The 26,698-nt window shown below is 68.9% G+C and carries 24 protein-coding genes; 16 read left to right on the top strand and 8 right to left on the bottom strand.

Annotation, left to right across the window (positions count from 1 at the left end):
• A partial coding sequence (locus EJP69_RS29760; RefSeq protein ID WP_206169403.1) for a hypothetical protein occupies positions 1 to 189 on the bottom strand: 189 nt, incomplete at its 3' end.
• On the opposite strand from EJP69_RS29760, the gene EJP69_RS29335 reads away from it, so the two are divergent.
• From EJP69_RS29335 to EJP69_RS29325, 3 genes are all read left to right on the top strand, one after another.
• Positions 188 to 859 (top strand): nuclease-related domain-containing protein, encoded by a 672-nt coding sequence (locus EJP69_RS29335; protein WP_093209829.1) that lies wholly within the window; start codon positions 188 to 190, stop codon positions 857 to 859. The two genes, EJP69_RS29760 and EJP69_RS29335, sit on opposite strands and share 2 nt — an antisense overlap.
• A gap of 88 nt (positions 860 to 947) precedes the next feature.
• Positions 948 to 3,350: an outer membrane protein assembly factor BamA gene (bamA, locus tag EJP69_RS29330; RefSeq protein WP_126473962.1), complete on the top strand. Its 2,403-nt coding sequence runs from the start codon at positions 948 to 950 to the stop codon at positions 3,348 to 3,350.
• A gap of 18 nt (positions 3,351 to 3,368) precedes the next feature.
• On the top strand, positions 3,369 to 4,055 hold the full coding sequence (locus EJP69_RS29325) for a winged helix-turn-helix domain-containing protein (RefSeq protein ID WP_093209769.1): 687 nt from the start codon (positions 3,369 to 3,371) through the stop codon (positions 4,053 to 4,055).
• Positions 4,056 to 4,069: 14 nt separating this feature from the next.
• Here EJP69_RS29325 and EJP69_RS29320 read toward each other — a convergent pair whose 3' ends face one another.
• Together EJP69_RS29320 and EJP69_RS29315 are read right to left on the bottom strand one after the other, a co-directional pair.
• Entirely contained in the window at positions 4,070 to 4,912 is an 843-nt protein-coding gene (locus EJP69_RS29320; protein ID WP_126473960.1) for an intradiol ring-cleavage dioxygenase, read from the bottom strand.
• A complete protein-coding gene (locus tag EJP69_RS29315; protein WP_240652332.1) occupies positions 4,909 to 5,115 on the bottom strand; it encodes a hypothetical protein in 207 nt (68 codons plus the stop codon). The genes EJP69_RS29320 and EJP69_RS29315 overlap by 4 nt, the downstream gene beginning before the upstream one ends.
• A 113-nt stretch (positions 5,116 to 5,228) precedes the next feature.
• Here EJP69_RS29315 and EJP69_RS29310 point away from each other — a divergent pair, with 113 nt between their 5' ends.
• Both EJP69_RS29310 and EJP69_RS29305 read left to right on the top strand, forming a co-directional pair.
• Complete coding sequence (locus EJP69_RS29310) at positions 5,229 to 6,845, top strand: ATP-binding protein (protein ID WP_126473958.1); 1,617 nt, start codon at positions 5,229 to 5,231, stop codon at positions 6,843 to 6,845.
• Positions 6,842 to 7,534, top strand: a complete 693-nt coding sequence (locus EJP69_RS29305; protein ID WP_126473956.1) for a response regulator — start codon at positions 6,842 to 6,844, stop codon at positions 7,532 to 7,534. Before EJP69_RS29310 ends, EJP69_RS29305 begins: the two co-directional genes overlap by 4 nt.
• 129 nt (positions 7,535 to 7,663) lie before the next feature.
• On the opposite strand, the gene EJP69_RS29300 is transcribed toward EJP69_RS29305, so the two are convergent.
• Complete coding sequence (locus EJP69_RS29300) at positions 7,664 to 8,503, bottom strand: AraC family transcriptional regulator (RefSeq protein ID WP_126473954.1); 840 nt, start codon at positions 8,501 to 8,503, stop codon at positions 7,664 to 7,666.
• A gap of 102 nt (positions 8,504 to 8,605) precedes the next feature.
• On the opposite strand from EJP69_RS29300, the gene EJP69_RS29295 reads away from it, so the two are divergent.
• Positions 8,606 to 9,595, top strand: a complete 990-nt coding sequence (locus EJP69_RS29295; RefSeq protein ID WP_170217265.1) for a Bug family tripartite tricarboxylate transporter substrate binding protein — start codon at positions 8,606 to 8,608, stop codon at positions 9,593 to 9,595.
• 2 nt (positions 9,596 to 9,597) lie between these two features.
• On the top strand, positions 9,598 to 10,920 hold the full coding sequence (locus EJP69_RS29290; protein WP_126473951.1) for a PhzF family phenazine biosynthesis isomerase: 1,323 nt from the start codon (positions 9,598 to 9,600) through the stop codon (positions 10,918 to 10,920).
• A 35-nt stretch (positions 10,921 to 10,955) separates the two neighbouring features.
• Here EJP69_RS29290 and EJP69_RS29285 read toward each other — a convergent pair whose 3' ends face one another.
• Positions 10,956 to 12,173 carry an acyl-CoA dehydrogenase family protein gene (locus EJP69_RS29285; RefSeq protein WP_126473949.1) on the bottom strand — a complete coding sequence of 406 codons (1,218 nt, stop codon included), beginning with the start codon at positions 12,171 to 12,173 and terminating at the stop codon, positions 10,956 to 10,958.
• Positions 12,174 to 12,312: 139 nt separating this feature from the next.
• Here EJP69_RS29285 and EJP69_RS29280 point away from each other — a divergent pair, with 139 nt between their 5' ends.
• The 7 genes from EJP69_RS29280 (at position 12,313) to EJP69_RS29250 (ending at position 22,392) form a co-directional block, all read left to right on the top strand.
• Complete coding sequence (locus tag EJP69_RS29280; RefSeq protein WP_126473947.1) at positions 12,313 to 13,638, top strand: NUDIX domain-containing protein; 1,326 nt, start codon at positions 12,313 to 12,315, stop codon at positions 13,636 to 13,638.
• A gap of 84 nt (positions 13,639 to 13,722) precedes the next feature.
• Positions 13,723 to 15,951, top strand: coding sequence for a YccS family putative transporter (gene yccS, locus EJP69_RS29275; RefSeq protein ID WP_126473945.1), 2,229 nt, complete (start codon positions 13,723 to 13,725; stop codon positions 15,949 to 15,951).
• Between the two features lie 81 nt (positions 15,952 to 16,032).
• A complete protein-coding gene (locus tag EJP69_RS29270; protein WP_240652331.1) occupies positions 16,033 to 16,428 on the top strand; it encodes a hypothetical protein in 396 nt (131 codons plus the stop codon).
• A 184-nt stretch (positions 16,429 to 16,612) separates the two neighbouring features.
• Positions 16,613 to 17,311, top strand: coding sequence for a Bax inhibitor-1/YccA family protein (locus EJP69_RS29265; RefSeq protein WP_093307377.1), 699 nt, complete (start codon positions 16,613 to 16,615; stop codon positions 17,309 to 17,311).
• A gap of 27 nt (positions 17,312 to 17,338) precedes the next feature.
• On the top strand, positions 17,339 to 17,881 hold the full coding sequence (locus EJP69_RS29260) for an Rrf2 family transcriptional regulator (protein ID WP_093209786.1): 543 nt from the start codon (positions 17,339 to 17,341) through the stop codon (positions 17,879 to 17,881).
• Positions 17,882 to 18,116: 235 nt separating this feature from the next.
• Entirely contained in the window at positions 18,117 to 19,253 is a 1,137-nt protein-coding gene (locus tag EJP69_RS29255; RefSeq protein WP_126473943.1) for an efflux RND transporter periplasmic adaptor subunit, read from the top strand.
• A 13-nt stretch (positions 19,254 to 19,266) separates the two neighbouring features.
• Entirely contained in the window at positions 19,267 to 22,392 is a 3,126-nt protein-coding gene (locus EJP69_RS29250) for an efflux RND transporter permease subunit (protein WP_170217266.1), read from the top strand.
• A gap of 16 nt (positions 22,393 to 22,408) precedes the next feature.
• Here EJP69_RS29250 and EJP69_RS29245 read toward each other — a convergent pair whose 3' ends face one another.
• On the bottom strand, positions 22,409 to 23,314 hold the full coding sequence (locus EJP69_RS29245) for a DMT family transporter (RefSeq protein WP_093209790.1): 906 nt from the start codon (positions 23,312 to 23,314) through the stop codon (positions 22,409 to 22,411).
• A 141-nt stretch (positions 23,315 to 23,455) separates the two neighbouring features.
• Between EJP69_RS29245 and EJP69_RS29240 the strand changes: the two genes are divergently transcribed.
• On the top strand, positions 23,456 to 23,899 hold the full coding sequence (locus tag EJP69_RS29240) for an Lrp/AsnC family transcriptional regulator (protein WP_093209833.1): 444 nt from the start codon (positions 23,456 to 23,458) through the stop codon (positions 23,897 to 23,899).
• Positions 23,900 to 23,933: 34 nt separating this feature from the next.
• Here EJP69_RS29240 and EJP69_RS29235 read toward each other — a convergent pair whose 3' ends face one another.
• A complete protein-coding gene (locus EJP69_RS29235) occupies positions 23,934 to 24,560 on the bottom strand; it encodes a TetR/AcrR family transcriptional regulator (RefSeq protein ID WP_126473939.1) in 627 nt (208 codons plus the stop codon).
• A gap of 133 nt (positions 24,561 to 24,693) precedes the next feature.
• Between EJP69_RS29235 and EJP69_RS29230 the strand changes: the two genes are divergently transcribed.
• Positions 24,694 to 25,920 carry an ABA4-like family protein gene (locus tag EJP69_RS29230; RefSeq protein ID WP_126473937.1) on the top strand — a complete coding sequence of 409 codons (1,227 nt, stop codon included), beginning with the start codon at positions 24,694 to 24,696 and terminating at the stop codon, positions 25,918 to 25,920.
• Here EJP69_RS29230 and EJP69_RS29225 read toward each other — a convergent pair.
• Positions 25,905 to 26,669, bottom strand: coding sequence for a sulfite exporter TauE/SafE family protein (locus tag EJP69_RS29225; protein WP_126473935.1), 765 nt, complete (start codon positions 26,667 to 26,669; stop codon positions 25,905 to 25,907). The genes EJP69_RS29230 and EJP69_RS29225 overlap by 16 nt on opposite strands.
• Positions 26,670 to 26,698: the final 29 nt, after the last annotated feature.

Genomic DNA, 26,698 nt, shown 5'->3' with positions numbered 1-26,698 from the left:
GCAGCGGCTCTCCATCGAGCAGCCGACACGCATGGTCCCGTTCAAATTCGGAGGAATCTTGTGGTTGGCCATTGCTTTGCGAGAACTGTTGTTTGCACGCAAACCATCGCCATCGACCGAAGGAAACACCTCGTTCAAGAAGTCTCCCAAAAGCGGCGCGATGCTCCTGCGATCGAAGGAGCTCTCCATGACCATCGCCTTGCCGCCAAGCACTACCGCCACCTCGCTGGGTGTGCAGCAGCTCGCCAACGCGTTCAGCCCCACCTTTTCGTACCTGCGCATTCTTCGCAACCTCATCATCCCGATGCCCGAGGGCCACACGGTGCCCACCGCGCGCATCGACGCGGTGCTGGTGTGCGAGACCGGCGTCTACCTCTTCGAGATCAAGGCCTGGCGCAACGCCTTCGTCTACCGCAAGAAGTCGGACCAGTCCCCGCCGCGCTGGTTCCTGCGGCTGCACGGGGGCAAGAGCGCGCGCGAGGTGAAAGACCCCGCATGGCAGGGCGGACGCAAGACCTCGCAGCTGCGCGCCCTGCTTTCCGACGAGCTGCGGCTGCAGTACTTCGTGCTTCTGCCCTGCGAGGGCATCGAGCTCGAGGGCGTGATGCCTGCAGCCGTGATCACGCAGCAGGACCTGCCCTACATCGCGCGCCTGGTGCGCAACAACGGCCGCCTCGCGCGCAACTACCCGCTGCTGGACGACAGGGCCGTCGACCGCACCGTGGAGCGCCTGCTCGAGATACAGGGCGACCTGACGATCGACGACCATCTGCGCAACTGCCGCGAAAGAAGCGGCCAGGTGCCGGAAGCCGTCGCAATGCCGGCATGGTCCGCGCCGAACGCAATGGGGTTGCAGTAAGGCAAAGCCGAGGTAAAGACCCCGAGCACTCCGGGGCGGGCGGGGAAAAGTCCCAAATTTCTCCGACATTGGCGGGAACCATGCGGCGATGCAGTTTCCCAAGTCACTCGCAGCTGCAGCCGTGCTGCTTGCCTCCATCGCCGCTTCTCCCGCCTGGGCATTCGATCCGTTCACCATCAGGGACATCCGGCTCGAAGGCCTTCAGCGCGTCGAAGCCGGCACCGTCTTCGCCACCATGGGCCTGCGAGCCGGCGACACCTACAGCGACGAACGCGGCAGCGCCGCCATCCGCGAGCTGTTCAAGCTCGGCCTCTTCAAGGACGTGCGCATCGACGTGAACGGCAACGTGCTGGTGGTGGTGGTGGAAGAGCGCCCCACCATCGCCGACGTCGACTTCGTGGGAACCAAGGAATTTGACAAGGCCGCGCTGCAGAAGGCGCTGCGCGAGATCGGGCTGGCCGACGGGCAGGCCTACGACAAGGCGCTGGCCGACCGTGCCGAGCAGGAGCTCAAGCGGCAGTACATCAGCCGCAGCCTCTACAACGCGCAGGTCATCACCACCGTCACGCCGCTGGAGAAGAACCGCGTGAACCTGACCTTCACGGTGACCGAGGGCGAGCCCGCGCGCATCAAGGAAGTGCACGTGGTCGGCAACAAGGCCTTCAGCGAGAGCACGCTGCTCGACCTGTTCGACCAGGACACGGGCGGCTGGCTCGACTGGTACACCAAGTCCAACCAGTACTCGCGCACCAAGTTCAACGGCGACCTGGAGACGCTGCGCTCCTACTACATCACGCGCGGCTACCTGGAGTTCCGCATCGACTCGACGCAGGTCGCCATCTCGCCCGACCGCCAGACCCTGACCCTCACGATCAACATCACGGAAGGCGAGAAGTTCGTGGTGGCCGGCGTGAAGCTCGCGGGCGACTACATGGGCCACGAGGACGAGTTCAAGACGCTGGTGACCATCCGCCCCGGTCGGCCCTACAACGGCGAGGACGTGGCCGCCACCACCAAGGCCTTCACCGACTACTTCGGCACCTTCGGCTACGCCTTCGCGCGCGTGAAGGCCGACCCCGAGATCGACCGCGCGAACAACCGCGTGACGCTGGTGCTGAAGGCCGAGGCTTCGCGCCGCGCCTACGTGCGGCGCATCAACATCGGCGGCAACTCCAGGACGCGCGACGAAGTGATCCGCCGCGAGTTCCGCCAGTACGAGGGCGCCTGGTACGACGGCAACAAGATCCGCGCCTCGCGCGACCGCGTCGACCGCCTGGGCTTCTTCACCGACGTGAACGTCGATACCGTCGACGTGCCCGGCTCGCCCGACCAGGTCGACCTGGCCGTGAACGTGACCGAGAAGCCCACCGGCTCGCTGCAGCTGGGCGCGGGCTACTCCTCCACCGACAAGGTCTCTCTGACCTTCGGCATCACGCAGGAGAACGTGTTCGGCAGCGGCAACTACCTGGGCCTGAGCGTGAACACCAGTTCGTACAACCGCACCATCTCGCTCACGGCGACCGACCCGTACTTCACCAAGGACGGCATCTCGCGCACGCTGAACGTGTTCCACACCACCACGCGCCCCTACTACGAGGCCGACGGCAACTACAAGCTCGCGAGCGACGGCGGCTCGGTGCGCTTCGGCTTCCCGGTGGGCGAGCAGGACACGGTGTTCCTGGGCATCGGGCTGGAGCGCTGGTCGTTCACGCCCGGCACCAACGGCACCTACACGCTGGTCGACGGCTCGTACGTGTACACCGCCACGCCGCAGGCGTACCTCGACTACTTCAAGTGCACGGGCACCGCCCCGAGCGTGAGCTGCGCCAAGTCGAGCATGATCGCCATCCCCGCCACGCTGGGCTGGTCGCGCGACGACCGCGACAGCGCGCTGGTGCCCACGCGCGGCCGCCTGCAGAGCGCCAACCTCGAGATGGGCGTGGGCAGCGAGCTGCGCTACCTGAAGACCAACTACCAGTACCAGCAGTACTTCCCGCTGTCGAAGCAGTACACGCTGGCCATCAACGGCCAGCTCGGCTATGCGCGCGCGCTGGGCGACAGCACCTATCCGATCTTCAAGAACTTCTACGCCGGCGGCCTGGGCTCGATCCGCGGCTTCGAGCAGAACTCGCTGGGCCCGAAGGACTCGGTCACCGAAGGCGCGCTCGGCGGCACGCGCAAGGCGATCTTCAACATGGAGTTCAGCACGCCCTTCCCGGGCGCGGGCAACGACAAGACGCTGCGCCTGTACACCTTCTTCGACGCGGGCAACGTGTTCGCCGATCGCACGGCCGGCATGACGGATGCTCAATGGAAGGCGCAGAACCGCATCCGTGCCTCCACCGGCATCGGCATCAGCTGGATCTCGCCGCTGGGGCCGCTGCGGCTGGCCTATGCGGTGCCGCTGATCTACCAGAAGGAAGACACGGCCAACAACATCGCGGCCGACCGCACGCAGCGCTTCCAGTTCCAGATCGGAACCTCGTTCTGAGCGCAAGGAGTCCTGGCCATGGGTCGAATCCTGCTGGTGGAGGACGAACGCCACGACAGCGCCTCGCTGCTGCTGGGCCACCTGCTCGGCGCGGGCCATGAGATCGAACGCATCGGCGACGGCGAGGCCGCGCTGGAGCGCATCCTGGGCGAGCCCCCGGCGCTCACCCTGCTGGACGTGGTGCCGCCGCGCATCGACGGCATCCGGGTGCTGGAGAAGGTGCGATCGCACTGCAACCACCCGATCATCATGCTGACGGGGCGCAGCCACGAGGCCGACCGCCTGCTGGCGCTGGACATGGGTGCCGACGACTATGTCTGCAAGCCCTTCTCGCCGCGCGAGGTGGTGGCGCGCATCCAGACGGTGCTGCGCCGGCATTCGCAGTGGCGCGACAGCGTCGCTAGGCCCTCGACGGCGGTGCGCTTCGACGATCCGCGCGGCAATGCCTGCCTGGAAGGGCAGGCGCTGACGCTGACGCGCCGCGAACTGCTGCTGCTGCGGGCGCTGTCGCGCGACCCGGGCCGGGTGTTCACGCGCTCCAAGCTGCTCGAGGCGGCGTTTCCGGAAGCCTTCGACGTCAACGAGCGCGCCGTGGACGGCCACATCAAGAACCTGCGCAAGAAGCTGGCGGCCGCCGTGCCTTCGCACGAGTGGATCCGCTCGGTCTACGGCGTGGGCTTCAGCTTCGCGGAGCGGCCGGCCTGAAAGGGGCCAGGCACTCAGCCTTCGGCGCGCGGCGGCACGATCGCGCGTATGCGCGCCGCGCCCTCCGGCGAGCGCGGACGCGGCATGCGCAGGCCGTCGGGCGGCATGCCTCCGGGAGGCATCCCCGCGTGCGGCGGACCGCCGGGACGCGGCGGCCGGTCGATCGCCGGGCTCGCCGCCGGGTCGACCACCAGCGCGAGCGTGGCGACATAGCGCTGGCGCTCCTCGCGCACCGAGCCGAGCACCGTGGCACCGGCCTTCAGCGCGATGCCGTCGGCGCTGTTCAGCGTGTCGCGCAGCCGCGAGCGCTGATAGGGCGAGACCTGCGTGTAGAGGAACTCGCTGAGCGCATCGGGCAGGAAGAACTGGGAGGTGAGCACCGCACGGGCGCCGTTGATCACCTTGAAATGGATGTGCGTGGTGCGCCCCGCGTACCAGCCCGGGTACACGCTGCGGAAGAAGACCGCGCCCTCGCGGTCGGTGCGCTGGCTGCCGCGCAGGAAGGTCTTGCCCTCGAAGGAGAGCGCGCGGTCGTCGCCCTGCTCGCCGAAGCCCGAGTAGCGGCCCTGCGCGTCGCAGTGCCAGAGGTCCACGCGCAGCTTCGGCAGCGGACGGCCGGCCGCGTCGCACACGGTGAAGCGCACCTCGAGCGGCACGCCGTCGAGTCCTTCGGTGATGTCCGAACGCTCCAGGGCAAGGTCGAGGTAGTAGGGCCCTTCGGTGGTCTGCGCGGTAAGCGGCAGTTGCCGCGCGGCGGCGGGTGCCGGGCTCGCGGCGGCCGAGAGGCCGGCCGCGCCGAGGGCGGCCAGCAGGCCGCGGCGCCCGATGGGCGCCTGGGAATCGGGAAGAGTCGTCATGGAGTGCGTTTTTCTTCTTCCGCCGCATCGGGCGGGGAGGGCCGCGTGGCCCGGCTCTCCGCCCAGAAGACGATCAGTGTCCAGGCCTGGGCGAGCAGCCAGAAAAACACCGTGATCGCCAGCAGCAGCGACAGCGGCAGGTCCATGTGCGGAGTCATGGGCTGCATCGTGCAGGCCGATCGGGGAGAAATGATGGAGAACATTTCTCCCAGATTCCTCCACATTCGGCCGCGATGATCGGCTGTCGACCCACCCTGCCTCCCCTCGCCCGTCCGCCATGCATGCCGCAGAATGCGGCAATGCCTCCCCCGAGCCCATGCCTCACCTGACCCTTTCCAGAAAGATCTTCCTGGCGCTGGCCGCGCTGTTGATCGTGCTGCTGATCAGTTTCGCGGGCCTGTCGATCATCGCGCTGCAACGCGGCCTGGGCTCCTACGTGGCCGAGATCGAGATCCGGCGCATGGACTGGCTCGCGCAGCAGCTGCAGAAGTACTACGCCACCAACGGCGACTGGAAGGGCCTGCACAACAACGACGACGCCTGGCGCCGCCTGCAGATGGGCCGGATGGCCGCCGCGCTCGACACCGCCGGCAACGGCAATGGCGACGAACGGCGGCTGCCGCCCTGGTACGAGTACCGCACCATGCGCGGGAATCCTCCCCCTGATGGAGGCGGTGGTGGCGAAGGCGCCGACGGCGGCAGGCCGCCGCCCCCGCCGCCTTCGGATTCGGGGCTGTCGTCGCCCCAGCTCGAGCTGACGCCGCGCCGGCTGCCGACCGTGCCGCCGCCGTGGTTCTTCCGCGATCCGCGCGACATGCCGGACTCCATCTTCCAGCGGCTGGCCCTGCTCGACGCGCACGGCTCGCGCGTGGTGGGCGCCGAGGTCGACCTCGCGAACGCCGCGCGCACGCCGATCCGCCGCGACCGCACCGTCATCGGCTACCTGGCGCTCACGCCGCTGCAGGGCCTGGAGAGCGAAGCCGACCGAGCCTTCGTCGCGCGGCAGTCCGGCGTGATCGTGCTCACCGGCCTGTGCGGCCTCGGCTTCGCGCTGGTGCTCTCGTGGCTGCTGGCGCGCCGCTGGTTCAGGCCCATCGACGAGCTCACCCAGGCCGCGCAGGACGTGGCGCGCGGCCGGCTTTCCACCCGCGTCGCGGTGCAGGGCTCGGACGAGCTGGCGCTGCTGGGCCGCACCTTCAACGACATGGCGCAACGGCTCGACACCATGGAAGCCTCGCGCCGCGCCTGGCTGGCCGACGCGGCCCACGAGCTGCGCACGCCGCTGGCCGCCATGCGCGCGGAAATCGAGGCGCTGCAGGACGGCGTGCGCACCTTCGACGAACGCACCGCCCTGCGGCTGCACCGGCAGGTGATCCGCCTGGGCCAGCTGGTCGACAACCTGCGAAGCAGCATGCGCGAGCCGCAGAACGACCTGCTCACGGCCACGGTGTTTCCGCTGTCGCTGCTGAAGGAGGCGCTCGACCACACCCGCGACCGCTTCGCCGCGCGCGGCATCACGGTGGATCGCCGCGCCGTCGACCGCATCGGGGCATCGGCGCAACCCGCCGTCGAGGGCGACGCGCACCGGCTGCACCAGGTCTTCATGAACCTGCTGGAGAACACGCTGGCCTACACCGACCAGGGCGGCGAGCTGCACATCGATGTCCTGGTCGATGGCGCGTGGACCGGCAACCGCATCACGCTGGTGTTCGACGACAGCGCGCCGGGCGTGCCCGAGGCCGAGCTGCCTCGCCTCTTCGACCGGCTGTTCCGCGGCGAGACCTCGCGCAGCCGCGAACTCGGCGGCTCGGGGCTGGGCCTTTCCATCTGCCGCGCGACCATCGAGGCGCACGGCGGCACCATCGACGCGTCGGCCTCGCCCCTGGGCGGCCTGCGCCTGACCCTCACCCTTCCACTGGCAGCAACGTCATGACACGCATCGTCATCGTCGAAGACGAAACCGACATCGCCTCGGTGGTGCAGGACTACCTGCGCCACGCAGGCTACGAAACCGAGCACTTCATCGACGGGCAGAGCGCGCTCGAAAGCATCGTCGCGACGCCGCCCGACCTCACGCTGCTGGACATCATGCTGCCGCGGCTCGACGGCATCGAGGTGCTGCGCCGCGCGCGCGAGCACACGACGCACCCGATCATCATGCTGACCGCGCGCATCGAGGAGGTCGACCGGCTGCTGGGCCTGGAACTCGGCGCCGACGACTACGTGTGCAAGCCCTTCTCCCCGCGCGAGCTGGTGGCCCGCGTTCGCGCGGTGCTGCGCCGCACCGCGCCGGGCCTGGCGCAGGGCTCGGGCTCGCAGAACGACGCGCCGGGGCTGGTGCTGGACGACGTGCACTGGCGCGCATCGCTCGAAGGCACGCCGCTGAACCTCACGCGGCGCGAGTTCGGGCTGCTGCAGGTGCTCTCGCGGCACCCGGGCCGCATCTTCTCGCGCGCCCGACTGCTCGAGTTGGCCTACGACGACACGGTCGACGTGACGGAGCGCGCCATCGACAGCCACGTGAAGAACCTGCGCCGCAAGCTCGGCGCCGTGACGCCGGAGCACGACTGGATACGGTCCGTGTATGGCGTGGGCTTCGCGTGGGAGGCGCCGGTGGGCTAGGGCCTGTTCACACTATTTCCGGGGTCGCGAAGGGCAGCCAGGGCGGGCCAATCAAGGCGCGCGACGACGCGTGTGCATGCGCACACGCCAGGAGCGCCAACGCAACCCTGGAAATAGTGTGAACAGGCCCTAGTCGCCGCTGCCGTCGAGACCCGAGGCGCGGATCTGCGTGGCGGTCTTCGCCCAGGTCTTCTCCAGCATCCGGGACAGGTACGAGCCCGACTCCCAGCCCACCTGCAGCGCGATGGAAAGCACCGAATCGCACGTGTTCCTGAGCAGATACTCCGCGCGCTCCAGCCGCCTGCGCTGCAGGTAGGCCAGCGGCGACACGCCGTGCTTCGCGCGGAAGACGCGCTCCACCTGCCGGCGCGAAAGACGGTGCTGCTGCGCGAAGGCCTCCAGCGACAGCGGCTGTGAAAGATCGGCTTCGATGGCCTCCGCGAGCAGTTCGGCCACCAGCAGTGCCGAGGTGGGATCACCGTCCGACAGCGGATTGCCGCCAAGCCGCGCCGCCTCCATGACGAGCGCACCGCACAGCGCGTAGTTCTCCGCGGTGCCGGCCTTCGCCGACTCGAACATCCGCTGCGACAGCGCACGCAGCGCCGTGCTGCCCGCGCGCATGCCCTGCAATGGAGCCGAAACGCCCTGCGCCTGCAGCGCGGTCGCCCACAGCCCGGGGTCCACATAGACCGCGACGTGCGTCTGCCCCGCCGTGAGCGTGGTGGTCGAATGCGCGCTGCCGGCGGCGAACCAGAGGAAGTGCCCCGGGCCCAGGGTCTGCGCGCCGCCCTGCGCATCGCTGACGCTGAAGCGTCCCGCCAGCGGCACGAAGAGCATGTCGCAGTCGTGCACGTGGGTGTCGGTGGCATAGCGCTCGCGCGCGTTCGCGACCATGGTGGCGTGGTGCGACAGGCGCTCGACGAACAGCGACTGGCGCGGCGCCGGTATGCGGGTGTTCGTCAGGTGCATGGCCACTCCTTGTCGCAATTGAACTCGTGCATGTCGCAATCGGCCGCGCGCGTTCGCGCACGCTCAACAGAATCGGGAACACCACTCCCGCAAGCAAGAAACATGAAACCCCAAGCACTGCGCCGCCGCGCGCTCATCGGGCTGGCAGCCGCCGGCATCCTGTACGGCCCCGCCGCCTCGTGGTCGGCCCCGGAAACGGCCTATCCGGCCAAGCCGGTGACGATCATCGTACCCTTCCCCGCCGGCGGCGGCACGGACGTGATCTTCCGCTCGGTGCAGCAGCGGCTGCAGACCGCCCTCGGCGTGTCGGTGATCATCGACAACCGCTCCGGCGCCGGCGGCACCGTGGGCACCGGCTTCGGCGCGAAGGCGAACCCCGACGGCTACACGCTGGTGGCCGCCACCACCTCGACCATCGCCTCCGCCGACGCGGTGTACCCCAAGCTGCCCTACGACCCGGTCAAGGACCTCGTGCCCATAGGCACCATCGGCACCACGCCCTTCGTGCTGGTGGTGACGCCCTCGCTGGCGGCGCGCGACGTGAAGGGCTTGGTCGACTACGCCAAGGCCCATCCGCAGGCCCTCAACTACGGCAGCATCGGCAACGGCAGCCTGAGCCATCTGGCGGGCGAGCTCTTCAAGCAGCGCACCGGCATCGAGATGACCCATGTGCCCTACCGCGGCGCGGCCCCCGCGCAGGCCGACCTGATGGCGGGCCAGATCCAGACGCTGTTCGACAACCCGCCCTCGCTGCTCGCGCAGGTGCGCGGCGGCCGCATGCGGGCGCTGGCGATCAGCGAGCCCTCGGCCGGCTTCGAAGGCCTGCCTACCTTCGAGCAGGTCGGCATCAAGGGCTTCAGGCCGCAGCTCTGGTATGGCCTGATGGCGCCGGCGGCCACACCGCAGCCGGTGGTGCAGCGACTGCGCGCGGCGCTCGACGCGGCCATGCGCGATGCAGCCCTTCGCGCTGACATGCAGTCCAAGGGCGTGACGCCGTGGACCGTGCCGCCCGATGCGTTCCAGGCACAGATACGCAGCGACATCCAGCTCTGGGGCGGCATCGCGCGCTCGGTGAATGCAAAGGCCGAATGAAGATGACGACGACCCACCTTCCGCACGCCCACAACATCCGCGTCTTCGTGGGGGCCGACCCCGGGACCGGCGGCAATCCCGCGCCGGTCTGGCTCGATGCCGACGCGCTCTCGACCGCGCAGATGCAGGAATACACGCGGCGCAGCGGGCATGAATCGGTCTTCGTGCTCAAGCCCGAAACGCCCGCGCATGCCCTGCGCATGCGCTACTTCGTGCCCAACCACGAAATGGAGATGTGCGGCCACGCCACCGTCGGTGCGCTCTGGCTGCTGCACCGGCGCGGCGAATGGGACGGCTCGCCGATCGCCATCCAGACGCTGAGCGGCACCGTGACGGGCCAGCGCGTCGACGGCACGGTACGGATCAGCCAGCCGCGCGCGGTGGTCGAGGAAGTGACGCAGCAGGCCCTGGTCGACGAAATCGCACAGTGCCTGGGCATCGATGCGGCGCGCATCGTGGGGCCCGTGCTCAACGCCGCGACCAGCCGCGTGAAGACGCTGGTGCGACTGGCGGATGCGCAGCAGCTGCACGGCCTGCGCGTGGACTTCGCGCGTGTCGAGTCGCTGTGCGAGCGGCTGGGCTCGACCGGCCTGTATCCGTACGCGATGTCGCAGGGCGAGGGCTGCGCGGTCAGCGCACGGCAGTTTCCGAAATCCTCCGGCTATCCCGAAGATGCGGCCACGGGCATCGCCGCGGCGGCACTCGCATGGGGCTTGCGCCGCCTGGGCCTGGTCGGCGGGGACGCACTCACGGTGACGGTGCGACAGGGAGAAGCCATGGGCTCGCCTTCCGCCATCCAAGTGGGCTTGCCGTTGGAAGCGATGGCGCAGGAAGGCTGCCGGGTCGGCGGTGAATGCTGCGAGGAGCCACCGGAGGATCTGCGCCTGGAAGTGCTCTGCCCGCCGGAAGCGGCGCGTGCCGGTCCTTCCGGAACCTACGCCACCTTCTCGAAGGCCGGCAACCTGTGGCATTCGAGCGGCGTTGTCGGGCGCGAGAACGGCGAAGTCATTGCCGGGCCGCTGCGGGGGCCGGACGACGTGGCGCACGGCCAGCGCGCGGCGGTGGCCGCCGTTGCCGCTCTGCTGCGCGCCGCGCGGGAGGAACTGGGCAGCCTCTCGCGCATCGCCCGCGTCGTCACGCTGAACGGGTATCTCCGGACCGGCGGCGATTTCGCGGAGCACGCGAAAGTGATGGACGCGGCCTCGGCCCTGCTGCGGCAGGTCTTTCCCGAGGCACCGCTGCCGGCCCGAACGACCGTCGGCGTCGTGTCGCTGCCACGCGGAGGCGCGGCCGAGGTGTCGTTGACGCTGGAAGTGCGCGACTGACCGGCGCGGCGGTCGCCTTCTTCCTTCTTTCCTTCTTACTGGTACGCCGCCAGCTCCTGCTTGGCGATCGCGTTGCGGTGCACCTCGTCGGGACCGTCCGCCACCCGCAGGTGGCGCTCATAGGCATAGAAGTGCGTGAGCAGCGTGTCCTGGCTCAGGCCCATCGCGCCGAAGGCCTGCATGGCCCAGTCGACCACCTTCACGCAGTTGTTGGGCGTGAGCACCTTGATCATCGCGATCTCCTTCGCGGCGACCTTGTTGCCCACGGTGTCCATGCGGTAGGCGGCGTTGAGCACCATCCAGCGCGACTGCTCGATGAGCATGCGCGACTCGGCAATGCGCTCGCGCCACACGCCCTGCTCCGACAGCGGCTTGTGGAAGGCGGTGCGCGACACCAGGCGCTGGCACATCATCTCCAGCGCGGCCTCGGCCATGCCGATGGCGCGCATGCAGTGATGGATGCGGCCCGGCCCGAGGCGGCCCTGCGCGATCTCGAAGCCGCGGCCTTCGCCGAGCAGGATGTTCTCGACCGGCACGCGCACGTTCTCGAACACGATCTCGGGATGGCCGAAGGGCGGGTCGTACACGCCCAGCAGCGCCATGTCGCGCACGATGGTCACGCCGGGCGTGTTCTTGGGCACGAGGATCATCGACTGCTGCTTGTGGCGGTCGGCGTTGTCGGGGTCGGTCTTGCCCATCAGCACGAAGATCTCGCAGCGCTCGTTCATCGCGCCGGTGATGTACCACTTGCGGCCGTTGATGACGTACTCGCCGCCCTCGCGGCGGATGCTGCAGCGGATGTTGGTGGCGTCGCTCGATGCCACCTCGGGCTCGGTCATCGCGAAGGAGGAGCGGATCTCGCCGGCCAGCAGCGGCTTCAGCCAGCGCTCCTGCTGCGCCTTGGTGCCGTAGCGCGCCAGCACTTCCATGTTGCCGGTGTCGGGCGCGGAGCAGTTGAAGATCTCGGAGCTCCAGTAGCGCCGCCCCATGATCTCGCACAGCGGCGCGTACTCGACGTTGCTCAGGCCGGGCCCGTGCTCCGACTCGGGCAGGAACAGGTTCCACAGCCCGCGCTCGCGCGCCTTGGCCTTCAGGCCAGCCATCATCGGCAGCTCGGCGTAGGGGCGGCCGGCGCGGGCGTTGGCGGCCAGCTCCTCCTCGTGGCGCTTCTCGTTCGGGTAGACGTACTCGTCCATGAACCGGAGCAGTTCCTCGCGCAGCGCGATCACCCGGGGCGTGAATTCGAAATGCATGGTGCGTCCTTCAGCAAGAGTCGATGTGTTTGCGTGCCTTGACGGTAAGTCGCGCGCCGCGTTTCGCACGGTCTTCCGCGCGACAGCGGGGCCCTTGCGCTGTCACCTTGGCAGCAGCGGCCGGCGCGACAATGCGGGCATGACCGCCAGATCACCGGATGCCTCGTCCCTGCCCGCATCGCCGCGCCCCGTGCGCATGGCGGCCACCCTCATCGTGCTGCGCGACGGAAGCGACGGCCTCGAGGTGCTGATGCTGCGGCGGGCCGAGAAGGCCGACGACCAGAACAGCGGCGCCAGCGTGTTTCCGGGTGGGGTGATCGACGCGCACGACCGGGGCCTGCACGAAAGCTGCAGCGGCCTCGACGACGGTGCCGCAAGCGCACGCCTGGGCCTGTCCGAGGGCGGCCTCGACTACTACGCGGCCGCGATCCGCGAATGCTTCGAGGAAGCCGGCGTGCTGTTCGCGACCGACGCCGCCGGCCAGATCGTGGCATTGGACGATCTGCCGCCGGCGCAACTCGCGGCCATGCGCCAGGCGGCGGAGCAAGGCACCGATGCCCTGCTCTCGCTGTGCAGGCAGAATGGCTGGAAGCTCGCGACCGACCGGCTCGCGTACTTCTCGCACTGGCTCACGCCGCCGGGCATGCCGCGGCGCTTCGACACGCGCTTCTTTCTCGCGACGATGCCCGAGGTGCAGAGCGTGCGTCCGGACGGCCGCGAGACGGTCGAGCACATGTGGCTGCGCCCCTCCGAGGCCGTGGCGCCGGCGCGCGGACTCAAGCTGATGAACGTGACGCGGCGCATCCTCGAGGGCCTTGCGCAGTTCGACAGCGTGGCCGGGCTCATGACGCATGCGCGCGACCTCAAGCACATTCCGCGCGTCATGCCCCGGCTGGCGGACGGCCCCAAAGGACGACGGCCGGTGAACATGGAGGAACCCGCATACGAGGAAGTCGGCCATGTCGACCCCGACGGCCAGGGCGGCGGGCGCTACGCGCACGAGGCCGGGCTGGCGATGCGGCTCTCGGCCCGGGTGCTGCGGGTCACGGGCGAGGCGGGCGATGCATCGGGCCCACTGGTGCACAGCTACTTCGTGGGCACGGCGGGCGGCGACTGGGCGTTGATCGACGCGTTGCCCGCGAGCCCCGCGCACATCGAGGCGCTCGTCGCGGCGGCGCCGGGGCGCGTGCGATGGCTGCTGTCGACGCATGGCCACGCGGAAGAAGCCCTGCGCGACATCTGGGCCGATGCCTCCGCCGTGGTCCCCGCGCCGGGCGAGCGGATCGAACTCGGCGAGGCCACGCTGCGCGTGCTGCAGGGCGACGGCGATGCGCACTCGCGCCGGTTCCTGCTGGTCGAGGACGGGATGCTGTTCGCGGGCTCGTCCGCGGACCATGCGGCCGGCGAAGACGAAGTCCGCTGGATCGCGGCGCGCCACGGCTTCCTTCGCCGCCCGCGCAGATGAGCAGGTAGAGAGACAGAAAGAAGAGACGAATCTTCGAGCCGGTGCCACGCGGCCGTGGCATGCATCGTGCAAGATCGGCCCATCATGCTTCCCCTGTCTCCGGACGCGCTGCGCCAGCAGCTGCGGTCATTCGCTTCTCGCGCGCAGCCCGTGCGCATCCTCCTCACGCTCGGCAGTCTCATGGCGGCTTGCGCCTGGACCGGCCATCCCGACGCGGTGATTCCCCTGTTCCTCGGCGCCATCGCCAGCGCGCTCGCCGAGACCGACGACAGCTGGCGCGGCCGGCTGCGCGCGCAGCTGGTCACGCTGGGCTGCTTCGCTGCCATCGCCTTCGCGGTGGAGGCGGCCTTCGGCATGCCGCTGCTGTTCATCGCCGGCCTGGCGCTCTCGGCCTTCTGCCTCACGATGCTCGGCGCGGTGGAGGCGCGGTACAAGGCGATCGCCTATGCGACGCTGATCCTCGCGATGTACGCCACGCTCGGCATCGAGAACATGGGTTCGCATGGCGTGGCGCATCGCGGACGCGAGCCGCTGCTGCTTGTGGCCGGCGCGGCCTGGTACGGCGTTTTCTCGGTGCTGTGGTGCGCGGCCTTTCCGGCGCAGCCGGTGCAGGCGCGGCTGGTGACGCTCTTCACGGTGCTGGGCAACTACGTGCGCTTCAAGGCGTCGCTCTTCGAGCCGCTGCGCGGCATCGACATCGAGCGCAAGCGGCTCGCGCTCGCGCAGCTCAACGCGGAAGTGGTGACCGAGCTCAACGCGGCCAAGGAAAGCATCTTCCGCCGCATCGGCGCGCGGGCGCCGACCGGGCGCATCTCGCGCTACCGGGGGCTGTACCTGATCGCGCAGGACGTGCACGAGCGCGCCAGCTCCTCGCACGACGACTACAACGCGCTGGCCGACGCCTTCTTCCACAGCGACCTGCTCTACCGCTGTCAACGCGTGCTGGGCCTGCAGGGGCTGGCCTGCCAGCGGCTGGCCGAGTCGGTCGCGCGGCGCGAACCCTTCGAGGTGGGCCCGGAAACCGTGCAGGCGCTGGCCGACCTGCGCAGCGCCATCGAGCACGAGCGCGCTCGGGCCGATACCCCTGCGCGGCTCGCCCTGCTGGCTTCCGTGGAAGCGCTGGCGCGCAACCTCGCGCTGCTCGACGGCCAGCTCGCGGGCGCCAGCCAGCCTTCGGCACGCGCCGGCCGTACGGAGATGGGCCTGTTCGACCGCTCTCCGCGCTCGTGGCGCGACGCGGTCGAGCGCGTGCGGCGCCAGCTCACCGTGCGCTCGCCGCTCTTCCGTCATGCGCTGCGGCTGTCGATCGCGCTGGTGGCGGGCTATGGCGTGATGCAGGCCATTCACCCGGCGCAGGGCTACTGGATCCTGCTGACCACGCTCTTCGTCTGCCAGCAGAGCTATGGCGACACCATCGCGCGCATGGGGCAGCGCATTGCCGGCACCGCGCTCGGCGTGGTGGCAGGCTGGGCGCTGCTGCAGCTCTTTCCGCAGCCGCTGGTGCAGTCGGTGCTCGCGGTGGTGGCCGGGGTGTTGTTCTTCGCGACCCGCACTACGCGCTACCTGCTGGCCACCGCGTCGATGACGCTGCTGGTGCTGATGTGCTTCAACCAGGTCGGCGACAGCGGCGTGCTGCTGGTGCCGAGGCTGGTCGACACCGCCATCGGCAGCGCCATCGCCGGGCTGGCCGTGCTGCTCGTGCTGCCGCACTGGCAGGCGCGGCGCATCAACGAGCTGGCCGCCGCCGCGATGCGCGGCCATGCAGGCTACCTGCGGCAGATCGTCGTGCAGTACCGCACCGGCGCCCGCGACCACCTCGACTACCGGCTGGCGCGGCGCAACGACCACAACGCGGACGCTGCACTGTCGACCGCCGTGTCTGACATGTTCCGCGAGCCGGGCTACGTGCGGCCGCGCGCGGGGGTGGCGCTGCGCTTCCTGATCCGCTCGCACACGCTGCTGAGCTATCTGTCGGCGCTGGGTGCCCACCGCGCGGCGCTGCCCGATTCGGCGCAGATGGCGGTGCTGCATGCGTCGGCCGAAGGGGCGATCGCGGCACTCGAGGCGCTGGCAGCCGGGCTGGAAAAGGGCGTGGTGGATGTAACGGACGGTGCGGAGGCGGAGTCGGCTGCGCGCGCCGCGCTGGCGCAGGCCACTGCCGACGGCGGTGAAAGCGGGAGCGCCGGCGACCCGCAGGCGCGAACTTTCCATACCGAACTCGGTCTGATATGGCTGCAGATAGACGCCCTGCGCACCCACGCACGCGAATGGCTGCAGTCCGAAGGCAGCGAAACCACGACCGCGCCGGCCTGAGGAACGGAACATCCGTGCGATCAGGTCGGTTGAAAACGCCGCAGCGAACTTCGTCATGCGCGACGGCTAAAATACCCCTACATGTCCCGCTGGTTTGCCGCTACCGTCCTCGCAATCATGTTGTCCTGCTACGGCTTCGCCGTGCTTGCCCACAACATGATGGGTGCCGGCCATTCCGCACATTCGCACGCTGACCCGCAGGCCGCTCAGGCCACCCAGACGCTGGTCGTCAGCGTCGCCTTCACCGCCTCCTCCGACGCCCCGGCGTTGGCGGGTGATGCCGACAAGGCATCGGACGACACCCTCTCCATCGACGAAGCCGGCTCCGAACACGCCGAGCTGGTCGACGCCCGCAACGGCGCGCCCGCGCTGCTGCGCTTCACGGAACAGCCGCCGAAACTCGGCCTGACCACCATCGTCTCGCCGTTCCTGGCGCGACCCAAGCGGCCACCCCGCGCCGCTTCCTTCGTCGCCTAGGCCCCTAAAGCCTTCGCGACCGGGAGCCGCCACGGCTCCCCATGTGCGATCCGGGCCGTCCGCCACCTGCGGCGCCCGTCTCGCAGCCGCTACCCCGCATCTCATTCACGGCCCTGTGCCATTTCGCGTGCGCCATCGAGCGCCACGCGGCCGGTGCAGGTCCAGCTCAAGGAACCAACACAAAATGAACAACAGCCCTACCGCCTATCACGACAGCATCGATCTCCCGATCGCCTCGCCGCAGGAGCGCAACCGCGTCCTGCGCAACACCTACTGGCTGCTCGCGCTGTCGATGGTGCCCACCGTTCTCGGCGCCTGGATCGGCGTCTCCACCGGCTTCTCGCGCGCCATGTCGCCGGGCATCGGCCTGATGGTCTTCCTCGGTGGCGCCTTCGGCTTCATGTACGCCATCGAGAAGACCAAGGAAACCGCCGCCGGCGTGCCGGTGCTGCTGGCCTTCACCTTCTTCATGGGCCTGATGCTGTCTCGCCTGGTCGGCACCGTGCTCGGCCTGGCCAACGGCGCCAGCCTGGTGATGACGGCGTTCGCCGGCACCGGCGCGATCTTCTTCGGCATGGCGACGCTGTCGTCGGTCATCAAGCGCGACCTGTCGGGCATGGGCAAGTGGCTCTTCATCGGCGCCATCCTGCTGCTGGTGGCCGGCATCGCCAACTTCTTCCTGAAGTCGAGCGCGCTGATGATGACGCTGTCGGTCCTGGCCATCGGCATCTTCTCGGCCTTCATCCTGCACGACCTCAAGCGCGTGAAGGACGGCCTGGAGACCAACTACATCTCCGCCACGCTGGGTGTGTATCTCAGCATCTACAACGTCTTCCAGTCGCTGCTGGCCCTGCTGGGCATCGCCGGCGGCCGGGACGAGTAATTCCCCACGAAGGAAGGAAAACATCCCATGCGTCTCACCACCAAAGGCCGCTTCGCGGTCACCGCGATGATCGACATCGCCCTGCACGGCCGTTCGGGCCCCGTCACCCTGGCTTCGATCAGCCTGCGCCAGCGCGTGTCGCTGTCGTACCTGGAACTGCTGTTCGGCAAGCTGCGACGCGCCAGCCTGGTCGAATCGACCCGGGGCCCCGGCGGCGGGTATTCTCTGAGCCGCAAGGCGGCCGAGATTTCCGTGGCCGACATCGTCCTCTCGATCGAGGAACACGATGCCGAAACCACCCACCGGCGCGATGCCGACGCGCCGGGCGAAACGGGCCGCTGCGAAATCGACGAGCTCTGGGCCACCGTGAACCTGCGGGCGGTCGAGTTCCTCAAGTCGATCTCGCTGCAAAGCCTTGTCGACGAACAGAAGGCAAAGGGCGTACAGGCCGCGGTGCGGACCGAGACCCGGCGTACGCCGGCCGGCCAGCCGGCCACGCGCAAGCCTTTCGTCGTCGATGCGCCGAACTCGGTGTTCGCACTGGGACGGCGCCAGCAAAGCGCCAGCTAGCTCCGAGCCAGCCAGCCGACCGGCCCACGCGGCAGGGCCCGCCGTCACGGATCGACGTGGCGGCGGGCGCCTGCCTGCGTGGGCTTTTTCGTTGGTCCTTATCCCTCGGAAGCCTCAGGAATCCTTCATGTTGCAACGCAGCACGGCAGGCACAATGCACCATAACAGTGCAAAACATCAAGCATGCGCGACCCGGGCGACTCCGGCTCGCGCCGCATCGCGTTCCCGGACAGCCATGACTTTCAAGCTCCTGTTCCCTCTTTCCCTGCTCGTGCTCGCTGCTTGCGGCGCCAGGCAGACCTCCGACACCGAAGCGGCACCGCCCGAAGTCGGCGTGATGGCGCTGCACGCGGGCGACGTGCCCGTGCACACCGAACTCTCAGGCCGCACGGCCGCCTTCCGCGTGTCCGAGGTCCGGCCGCAGGTCAACGGCATCGTGCGCAAGCGCCTGTTCGAGGAAGGCAGCATGGTCCGCGCGGGCCAGGTGCTGTACGAGATCGAGCCCGGCCCCTTCGAGGCGGCGCACGAGCAGGCGCAGGCCGCGCTCGCCACGGCCCAGGCCGGCATCGCGAGCCTGCGCGGCAAGTCGGAGCGCTTCGGCGAACTGGTGAAGGCCAACGCGGTGAGCAGGCAGGAGCACGAGGAAGCCCAGGCCGCGCTCGTACAGGCCGAGGCCGGCGTGAAGGCCGCGAAGGCGGCGCTGAAGGCCGCGCGCATCAACCTCGAGTTCACGCGCATCGAGGCGCCCATCTCGGGCCGCATCGGCCGCTCCAGCGTGACCGAGGGCGCGCTGGTGGCGCCGGGCCAGGCCACGGCACTCGCGACCATCCAGCGCATCGACCCGATCTACGTCGACGTCGTGCAGTCCAGCCTCGAGCTCACGCGGCTCAAGCGCCGCTTCATCTCGGGCGACATGGCGCCCGCCAGCACGCGCGTGAGCCTGCGCATGGAAGACGGCCTGCCCTACCCGCACGCCGGCACGCTGAAGTTCACCGAGGTGGCCGTCGACGCCGCCACCGGCTCGGTCACGCTGCGCGCCGAATTCCCCAACCCACAGGGGCTGCTGCTGCCCGGCATGTACGTGCGCGCGCAGGTGGAGTCCGGCGTGGAGCGGCAGGCGGTGCTCGCGCCGCAGCGCGGCGTGTCGCGCAACGAGAAGGGCGAACCCACCGCGCTGGTGGTCGGCGCGGGCGACAAGGTCGAGCTGCGCGCGCTCGAAGTGCGCAGCGCGGCGGGCGACCAGTGGGTCGTGACGGGCGGGCTGCGCGAAGGCGACCGGCTCGTGGTCGACAGCCTGCAGCGCGCCCACCCCGGCGACAAGGTGAAGCCGGTGCCGGTGTCGGCCGCGGCGGCACCTTCCTCGGCAGATTGAGACAACTCCAGTGATCGCCAATTTCTTCATACAGCGGCCCGTCTTCGCATGGGTCATCGCCATCCTGATCATGCTGGCCGGCGGCGTGGCCATCCGCACGCTGCCGGTGTCGCAGTACCCGGACATCGCGCCGCCCACCGTCGTCGTCTCCGCCAACTACCCAGGCGCCTCGGCGCAGGCGGTGGAAAGCAGCGTCACGCAGGTCATCGAGCAGCAGCTCAAGGGCATCGACGGCCTGCTGTACTTCAAGTCGACCAGCAGCTCGGCCGGCTGGGCCGAGATCAGCGTCACCTTCCGCCAGGGCATCAACCCCGACACGGCGCAGGTGCAGGTGCAGAACAAGGTCAGCCAGGCCACCAGCCGCCTGCCGCAGGCGGTGCAGCAACAGGGCGTGACGGTCGCGAAGTCGCAGAACAACTTCCTGCTGATCGTGGCGCTCTACGACGAGACCGGCCGCCGCACCGACACCGACGTGGCCGACTGGATGGCCAGCAACATGCGCGACCCCATCAGCCGCGTCGACGGCGTGGGCTCGGTGCAGGCCTTCGGCGCAGCGTACGCGATGCGCATCTGGCTCGACCCGCACCGGCTCGCGAGCTACCAGCTGATGCCCTCGGACGTGACCGCCGCCATCGCCGCGCAGAACACGCAGGTGTCGGTCGGCGAGATCGGCGCGCGGCCCTCGCCCGCGAAGCAGCAGCTCAATGCCACGGTGACGGCGCTGTCGCGGCTGCAGACGCCGGCGCAGTTCCGCGACATCGTGCTGAAGACGCAGGCCGACGGCGCCGTGGTGCGCCTGGGCGACGTGGCGCGCGTGGAAATGGGCAGCGAGTCGTACGCCGAGACCACGCGGCTGAACGGCCACCCCGCCGCGGGCGCGGCCATCATGCTGGCGCCGGGCTCGAACGCGCTGACCACCGCCAGCGCGGTGAAGGCGCGCATCGCCGAGATGGAGCCCTCGCTGCCGGCCGGCCTGCGCGTGGCCTACGCGGAAGACACCACGCGCTTCGTGAAGATCTCGATCAAGTCGGTCATCAAGACGCTGCTGGAGGCCATCGCGCTGGTGGTGGTCGTGATGTACCTGTTCCTGCAGAACTGGCGCGCCACGGTCATTCCGGCCATCACCGTGCCGGTGGTGCTGCTGGGCACCTTCGGCGTGCTCGCGGCATTCGGCTACTCGATCAACGTGCTCACGCTCTTCGGCATGGTGCTGGCCATCGGCCTGCTGGTGGACGACGCCATCGTGGTGGTGGAGAACGTCGAGCGCGTGATGCACGAGGAAGGACTCGACCCCAAGGCGGCCACCATCAAGTCGATGAAAGAAATCACCGGCGCGCTGGTCGGCATCGCGGTGGTGGTGTCGGCGGTGTTCCTGCCGATGGCCTTCTTCGGCGGCTCGGTGGGCGTGATCTACCGGCAGTTCTCGGTGACGATCATCGCGTCGATGGTGCTGTCGGTGGTGGTGGCCATCGTGCTGATCCCGGCGCTGTGCGCGCGCTTCCTGAAGGCCGGCGACACGCCGCGCACGCGCGGCTTTCTCGGCGCCTTCAACCGTCGCTTCGACGCGGCACAGGGCCGCTACGTGGGCCTGCTGGGCCGCATCCTGCGCAAGCCGCTGCGCTTCACGGCCGTGTACGCGGCCATCGTGGCCGGCATGGGCGCGCTGTACCTGAGCCTGCCCGGAGGCTTCCTGCCCGAGGAAGACCAGGGCAGCGTGATGGTGCAGCTCACGCTGCCGGCCGGCTCGACGAGCAACCGCACCGATGCCGTGAACCGCATGGTCGAGAAGCACTTCCTGGAAACCGAGAAGGACACGACAGACACCATCTTCACGCTCTCGGGCTGGAGCTACGGCGGCTCGGGGCAGAACATGGGCATGGCCTTCGTCTCGCTCAAGGACTGGTCGGAACGCAGGCAAGCGGACAAGCGCGCGCAGGCCATCGTCGAGCGCGCGGGCACAGTGCTTTCGAAGCAGCAGCGCGACGCCGAGGTCTACGGCATGGTGCCGCCGCCCATCGAGGGGCTGGGCGAATCCAACGGCTTCGAGTTCTGGCTGCAGGACACCTCGGGAATGGGCGCCGAGCGGCTGGTGCAGGCACGCGAGTCGCTCGTGCGCGACGCGAAGAAGGATTCGCGCCTGCAGTCCGTGCGCGCCAACGGCGTGGCCGGAACGCCGCAGCTGCAGGTGGACATCGACCAGCTCAAGGCCTCGGCGCTGCGGCTGTCGCTGGACGACGTGAACACCACGCTGGGCATCGCCTGGGGCGGCAGCTACGTCAACGACTTCATCGACCGCGGCCGCGTCAAGCGCGTGTACGTGCAGGCCGATGCGCCCTACCGCTCCGACCCGGACGACATCCGCCAGTGGTTCGTGCGCGGCGCCACCGGCGCGATGACGCCGTTCACGGCCTTCGCCACCACGCGCTGGTCGCAGGGCGCGCCGCAGCTGGAGCGCTATAACGGCCTGCCGGCCGTGCAGATCCAGGGCGCGGCCTCGCATGGCACGAGCTCGGGCACGGCGATGGCGGCGGTGGAAAGCATCGCGAAGAAGCAGCGCGGCACTGGCCACGCATGGAGCGGCCTCTCGTACCAGGAGCGGCTCTCGGGCGGGCAGGCACCGCTGCTGTTCGCACTGTCGATCCTCGTCGTGTTCCTGTGCCTGGCCGCGCTGTACGAGAGCTGGTCTGTGCCGTTCTCGGTGATGCTGGTGATTCCGCTGGGCGTGCTCGGCGCGGTGATCGCCGCGTCGCTGCGCGGCCTCTCGAACGACATCTACTTCCAGGTCGGGCTGCTGGCGACCATCGGGCTGTCGGCGAAGAACGCGATCCTGATCATCGAGTTCGCTGAAGCCGCGCTGCGACGTGGCGTGCCGTTGCTCGACGCGGTGGCCGAAGGCGCGCGTCTGCGGCTGCGACCTATCCTGATGACCTCGCTGGCCTTCCTGGCCGGCGTGGTGCCGCTGGCGCTGGCTACCGGCGCGGGTTCGGCGAGCCAGGTGGCCATTGGCACTGGCGTGTTCGGCGGAGTGCTGACCGCGACTGCGCTGGGGATCTTCTTCGTGCCGCTGTTCTACCTGCTGGTGAAGCGGACCGCGACAGCGCTTTTCAGGCGCAACGACGTCGCCGCGGCGGCGCCCTGAGCCGCGGGCGCCATCGTCAGCTTTTTCCGGCGGCGGGCGATTGCTGCCTCGGCAGGCCCGGCAGGGTCCAGCCGAAGGTCATGCCCGCCGCCGAGATCAGGATGGCGGCCGCGCCCGCCAACTGCAGCGTGCCCAGCCGCTGGCCGAAGGCGACGTAGTCGACGCCGATGGCCACCAGTGGATAGATGAACGACAGTGCGCCCGCCACGGGCGTCGACAGCTTCTGCAGCGCGCCGTACAGCAGCACGAACACCAGCCCCGTATAGATCACGCCCATCGCGAGATGCACGCCCCAGGTGGCCGCATCGGTGGGCAGCGTCTTCAGGTTCGCGAAGGGCGCGAGCATCACGATGCCCACGCAGACCTGGATCAGCGCGATGAGATGCGGCGCGATGCCGTCGAGCTTCTTTGCCACGAGGGCCGCCACCGCGTAGCAGAAGGCCGCGCCCAGCGCCATCAGCACGCCGACGAAGTAGGACGAGCCTCCGGCACCGCCACCGGACTTGGCCTGCGCCACCAGCACCACGCCGGCGAAGGCGATGCACAGCCAGATCGCCTTCATCGCGGTCAGCCGCTCCGACATGAGAAGCGCGCCGAGCGCCACCAGCATGAATGGCTGCGTGTTGTAGACCGCGGTGGCGATGGCGATCGACGCGTGCGAGAACGACGCGAAGATCAACACCCAGTTGATGACCAGAGCCACGCCGCCGAATGCAGCCAGCGCGAAATTGCGCAGCGTGAGGCCGCGTCGCAGCAGGCCGAGCACGAAGCACACGACCAGCAGCGTCGCCGCGCCGAACACGCAGCGCCAGAACAGCAAGTCGGGCAGCGGCTGGTTGAAGCGCACGACGACCCATCCGATGGTTCCGGAAATCACCATGGCCGCGCTCATCTCGAGCGCACCGCGAAGCTGTGTCTGCATGTCTTTCCGTTCCGAGCGGCAGGAAGCAAGGCTGCAAGCGTGCCACGGTCCGCGCGAATTGGATATGCTTTTAATAAGGCAATCGCCAGCAATGGCCGTTGAAATCAAGGCACTCAACCCAGTTCACCGGAGATGGTCTTCATGCTCGATCCGATCGACGAATCCATCGTGCAAGCCCTTGCCGGCAACGCGCGCATGTCCCTGAAGGAACTGGCCCACCACGTGGGGCTCTCATCGCCCAGCGTTTCCGAACGGCTGCGCCGGCTCGAGGAGCGCGACGTGATCCGGGGCTACACGCTGGACGTGAATCCGAAGGCGCTGGGATACCAGTTCCAGGCCATCGTGCGCATCCGTCCGCTGCCGGGGCAGCTGCAGGCGGTGCAGAAGCTCATCGAAGGCACGCCCGAGTTCTGCGAATGCGACAAGGTCACGGGAGAAGACTGCTTCGTTGCGCGGCTGTTCCTGCAGTCGCTCGAACAGCTCGACGGCATCCTCGACCGCATCGCGAGCAAGGCCGAGACCAACACATCCATCGTGAAGGCGCAGACGATCCGCAGGCGGCTGCCGCCCTTTCCGGGGCAATGAACGAAGAGTGAATGAACGAACGAGCGGCTGAGGGCTAGGGCCAGAACTGCTTCAGTATCTCGGGCAGCATGTTCTCCACGAAGTCGTTCGTGCCCGCGCCGCCGGCGTGTCCGCCGAACCTCTCGTCCAGCGCGAGATGCGCGAAGCCGTGCACGGTGGACCATGCGCCCAGCACCGTCGCCTGCGTCGCGCGGTTCAGTGGCTTCTTTCGGCCCCAGCCGGTGTAGTCGCGCACCGCCATCTCCAGCTCGGCGAATGCTGCGTCGCCGGAAGCCTCCAGCCGTGCGTCCGACGTCAGGCGGTCCTTGCGGAACATGAGCTGGAAGCGCGCCGGATAGGCCAGCGCGAACCGCACATAGCCCATGCCCTGGCCGCGCAGGCGGCGTGCGGGATCTGTGCCGCCGGTCTCGGTGCCCTCGCGCAGGCAGCGCGTGAGTTCCTCGAAGCCGAGGATCGCCACCTCGGTCAGCAACCCGGCCGCGCTGCCGAAGTGATGCATGGGCGCGGCTGCCGACACGCCCGCACGTCGCGCCGCCTCGCGCAGGGTGAAGCCCTCGATGCCGCGCTCGGCCAGCAGGACTTCGGTAGCCCCGATCAGCGCCGCGCGCAGATCGCCGTGGTGATAGGGCACGGGTGCTTCTTCGATTTTCTTTGCCGCCATGGCTGCCTGCTGTTTCCCGGTCTTCAAAGGAGGAACTCTACCTCCTCGAAGAATCAGGTTGCGCTTTTATCTAAACACTGTAAAGATAACATCTTTCCGACCCTGGATTGCCTTCTTCGATCGCGAGGCGCACATGTTCGATTCACTTTTCAGCGCAGGCAGCACTGTCGCCCTTCCCGCCTGGGCAGCGCTCGGAGCGGCCCCATGGCTGGGCCGTGCCAAGCCGTTCATCTGGGCCACGACCGGCATCGTCATTCCCGTCGGCCTGGGGCTGGCGTACTGGTGGCTGATGGCAACCTACTGGTCGGCGGCCGGCGGCGGATACAGCTCGCTGTCGGCGGTGCATGCGCTGTTCCAGCATCCGGGCCTTCTCACGGCCGGGTGGTTCCACTACCTCGCCTTCGACCTGTTCGTGGGCACCTGGATCGCGCGCGAGGGAGAGCGCGCGGGCATCGCGCCGGTGCTGCTCATCCCCTGCTTCGCCCTCACCTTCCTGTTCGGCCCGGTCGGCCTGCTGGCTTTTCTGGCGCTGCGTGTCGCGCCCGCGTGCATGGCACTGGCGTGGGAGCTGCATCGGCGCCAGCCGCAGCTCGCTTGGTTCGGTGGTTTGCTGCTCGCGGCGATGGTGCCGTCCCTCGTGGCGGCGTGGCTCGATCCGCGCACGCTGAACGGCGTCGGCGTCTGGGTCAAGCCGCTGAAGTTCATGGCTTCGGTCAGTCTCTATGCGCTGACCACCGCATGGCTGATCGGCGACCTGCCGCACGAGCAGCGCGGTGCCCGCATCGCACGCATCATCGTCGCGGTGGTGATCGCCACGGGCGTCTTCGAGATCGGCTACATCACGCTGCAAGGCTCGCTAGCGCAGGCTTCGCATTTCAACGAAGACTCGACCTTCCACATCGTCATGTACAGCCTGATGGGCGTGGGTGCGCTGCTGCTCAGCGCCACGGCACTGCCGCTAGCGTGGCTGTTCGCGCGCCACGGCGATGCGCTGGCAGCGCCCTACCGGCTGGCCGTGGTGCTGGGGCTGGTGCTGACCTTCGTGGCCGGCGCGGGCGCGGGCATCGCGATCAGCCAGCATGGCGGATCGACCATCGGTGCCGTCGCGGGCGGCGCCACGCTTCCGCTGTTCGGCTGGTCTGCAACCGGAGGCGACCTGCGCGTGCCGCACTTTCTCGGCGTGCACGCACAACAGCTGCTGCCGCTGGCGGGTGCGCTCATCAGCATGTCGCTCATGCCATGGGGCCGCGCCGCGGTGTGGCTCCTGACGGGCCTCTATGCAGCGCTGATTCTCTGGACATTCAGCCTGGCCTACGCCGGCATGCCGCTGATTCCCCTCGGCCTTCAGCCGGCGGCATAGCGGTAGATCAGGAAGGCGCCCGAGCACAGCACGGCAAGCGCCACCACCTTGATGAACTGCTCGCGCGACAGGCGCAGCGTGATGCGCCTGCCCACCGCCGTGCCCACCAGCATGGCCGGAAACAGCAGCACCGCCAGCCACAGGATCGACGTCTGCGCATACACGCCGGCCAGCAGGAAGAGCACCGCCCGCGTCAGCGTGCTGAGCCCGATCAGCGTGGACTGCGTGACGCGGATGCGTTCCTTCGCCTCGATGCGCCCCGACAGGTAGATCGCGTAGATGAAGCCTCCGCTGCCGAACATCGCCGAGAAGATGCCGCCCACGAAGCCGAAGGGCATCGCCGCGCGCTGCGACAGCCGGGAGGCGGGCTTGATGCCGCTGAGCGAATACAGCGCATAGGCCACCGCGAAGATGCCCAGCGCCAGCAGCATCAGCTGCGGCCGCCCGAGCAGCAGCAACGCCGCACCCACGAGGCTGCCCAGCGCCATCACCGGCACAAGCCGCCGCAGCTCGCCGACGTCGGCCGATCGCGCATCGCGGCTCACGTTGGCCACGGCCGCGAAGAAGTCGAGCAGCGCCAGCAGCGGCACGACGCTGGCGACCGGAATGAAGTTGGCCAGCACCGGCCCGGCGACCAGCGCGGTGCCGAAGCCGGCGATGCCGAAGATGACGTAGGCGACGACGACGCCCGTGCAGACGACAGCGAACTGGGAAGGCGTGACAGGCAAGGTCCCGAATATGAAATCCATGCCCGCGAATCTATGGACTTCACTCCTTC

Origin of the sequence: Variovorax gossypii, from assembly GCF_003965815.1 — a bacterium.
Lineage (GTDB): Bacteria > Pseudomonadota > Gammaproteobacteria > Burkholderiales > Burkholderiaceae_C > Variovorax > Variovorax gossypii.
The sequence above is the reverse complement of the archived record's forward strand: the minus strand, read 5'-3'. Positions and strand labels throughout refer to the sequence as shown.

What these genes read in the sequence shown, in the direction of transcription:
- EJP69_RS29325 (WP_093209769.1), top strand. Translation starts at nt 3,369, where the DNA reads ATGGGTCGAATCCTGCTGGTGGAGGACGAACGCCACGACAGCGCCTCG.
- EJP69_RS29320 (WP_126473960.1), bottom strand. Translation starts at nt 4,912, where the DNA reads ATGACGACTCTTCCCGATTCCCAGGCGCCCATCGGGCGCCGCGGCCTG.
- EJP69_RS29245 (WP_093209790.1), bottom strand. Translation starts at nt 23,314, where the DNA reads ATGCAGACACAGCTTCGCGGTGCGCTCGAGATGAGCGCGGCCATGGTG.
- EJP69_RS29290 (WP_126473951.1), top strand. Translation starts at nt 9,598, where the DNA reads ATGACGACGACCCACCTTCCGCACGCCCACAACATCCGCGTCTTCGTG.
- EJP69_RS29295 (WP_170217265.1), top strand. Translation starts at nt 8,606, where the DNA reads ATGAAACCCCAAGCACTGCGCCGCCGCGCGCTCATCGGGCTGGCAGCC.
- EJP69_RS29310 (WP_126473958.1), top strand. Translation starts at nt 5,229, where the DNA reads ATGCCTCACCTGACCCTTTCCAGAAAGATCTTCCTGGCGCTGGCCGCG.
- EJP69_RS29225 (WP_126473935.1), bottom strand. Translation starts at nt 26,669, where the DNA reads ATGGATTTCATATTCGGGACCTTGCCTGTCACGCCTTCCCAGTTCGCT.
- bamA (WP_126473962.1), top strand. Translation starts at nt 948, where the DNA reads ATGCAGTTTCCCAAGTCACTCGCAGCTGCAGCCGTGCTGCTTGCCTCC.
- EJP69_RS29285 (WP_126473949.1), bottom strand. Translation starts at nt 12,173, where the DNA reads ATGCATTTCGAATTCACGCCCCGGGTGATCGCGCTGCGCGAGGAACTG.
- EJP69_RS29305 (WP_126473956.1), top strand. Translation starts at nt 6,842, where the DNA reads ATGACACGCATCGTCATCGTCGAAGACGAAACCGACATCGCCTCGGTG.
- EJP69_RS29335 (WP_093209829.1), top strand. Translation starts at nt 188, where the DNA reads ATGACCATCGCCTTGCCGCCAAGCACTACCGCCACCTCGCTGGGTGTG.
- EJP69_RS29260 (WP_093209786.1), top strand. Translation starts at nt 17,339, where the DNA reads ATGCGTCTCACCACCAAAGGCCGCTTCGCGGTCACCGCGATGATCGAC.
- EJP69_RS29255 (WP_126473943.1), top strand. Translation starts at nt 18,117, where the DNA reads ATGACTTTCAAGCTCCTGTTCCCTCTTTCCCTGCTCGTGCTCGCTGCT.
- EJP69_RS29280 (WP_126473947.1), top strand. Translation starts at nt 12,313, where the DNA reads ATGACCGCCAGATCACCGGATGCCTCGTCCCTGCCCGCATCGCCGCGC.
- EJP69_RS29265 (WP_093307377.1), top strand. Translation starts at nt 16,613, where the DNA reads ATGAACAACAGCCCTACCGCCTATCACGACAGCATCGATCTCCCGATC.
- yccS (WP_126473945.1), top strand. Translation starts at nt 13,723, where the DNA reads ATGCTTCCCCTGTCTCCGGACGCGCTGCGCCAGCAGCTGCGGTCATTC.
- EJP69_RS29230 (WP_126473937.1), top strand. Translation starts at nt 24,694, where the DNA reads ATGTTCGATTCACTTTTCAGCGCAGGCAGCACTGTCGCCCTTCCCGCC.
- EJP69_RS29270 (WP_240652331.1), top strand. Translation starts at nt 16,033, where the DNA reads ATGTCCCGCTGGTTTGCCGCTACCGTCCTCGCAATCATGTTGTCCTGC.
- EJP69_RS29300 (WP_126473954.1), bottom strand. Translation starts at nt 8,503, where the DNA reads ATGCACCTGACGAACACCCGCATACCGGCGCCGCGCCAGTCGCTGTTC.
- EJP69_RS29235 (WP_126473939.1), bottom strand. Translation starts at nt 24,560, where the DNA reads ATGGCGGCAAAGAAAATCGAAGAAGCACCCGTGCCCTATCACCACGGC.
- EJP69_RS29240 (WP_093209833.1), top strand. Translation starts at nt 23,456, where the DNA reads ATGCTCGATCCGATCGACGAATCCATCGTGCAAGCCCTTGCCGGCAAC.
- EJP69_RS29315 (WP_240652332.1), bottom strand. Translation starts at nt 5,115, where the DNA reads ATGTTCTCCATCATTTCTCCCCGATCGGCCTGCACGATGCAGCCCATG.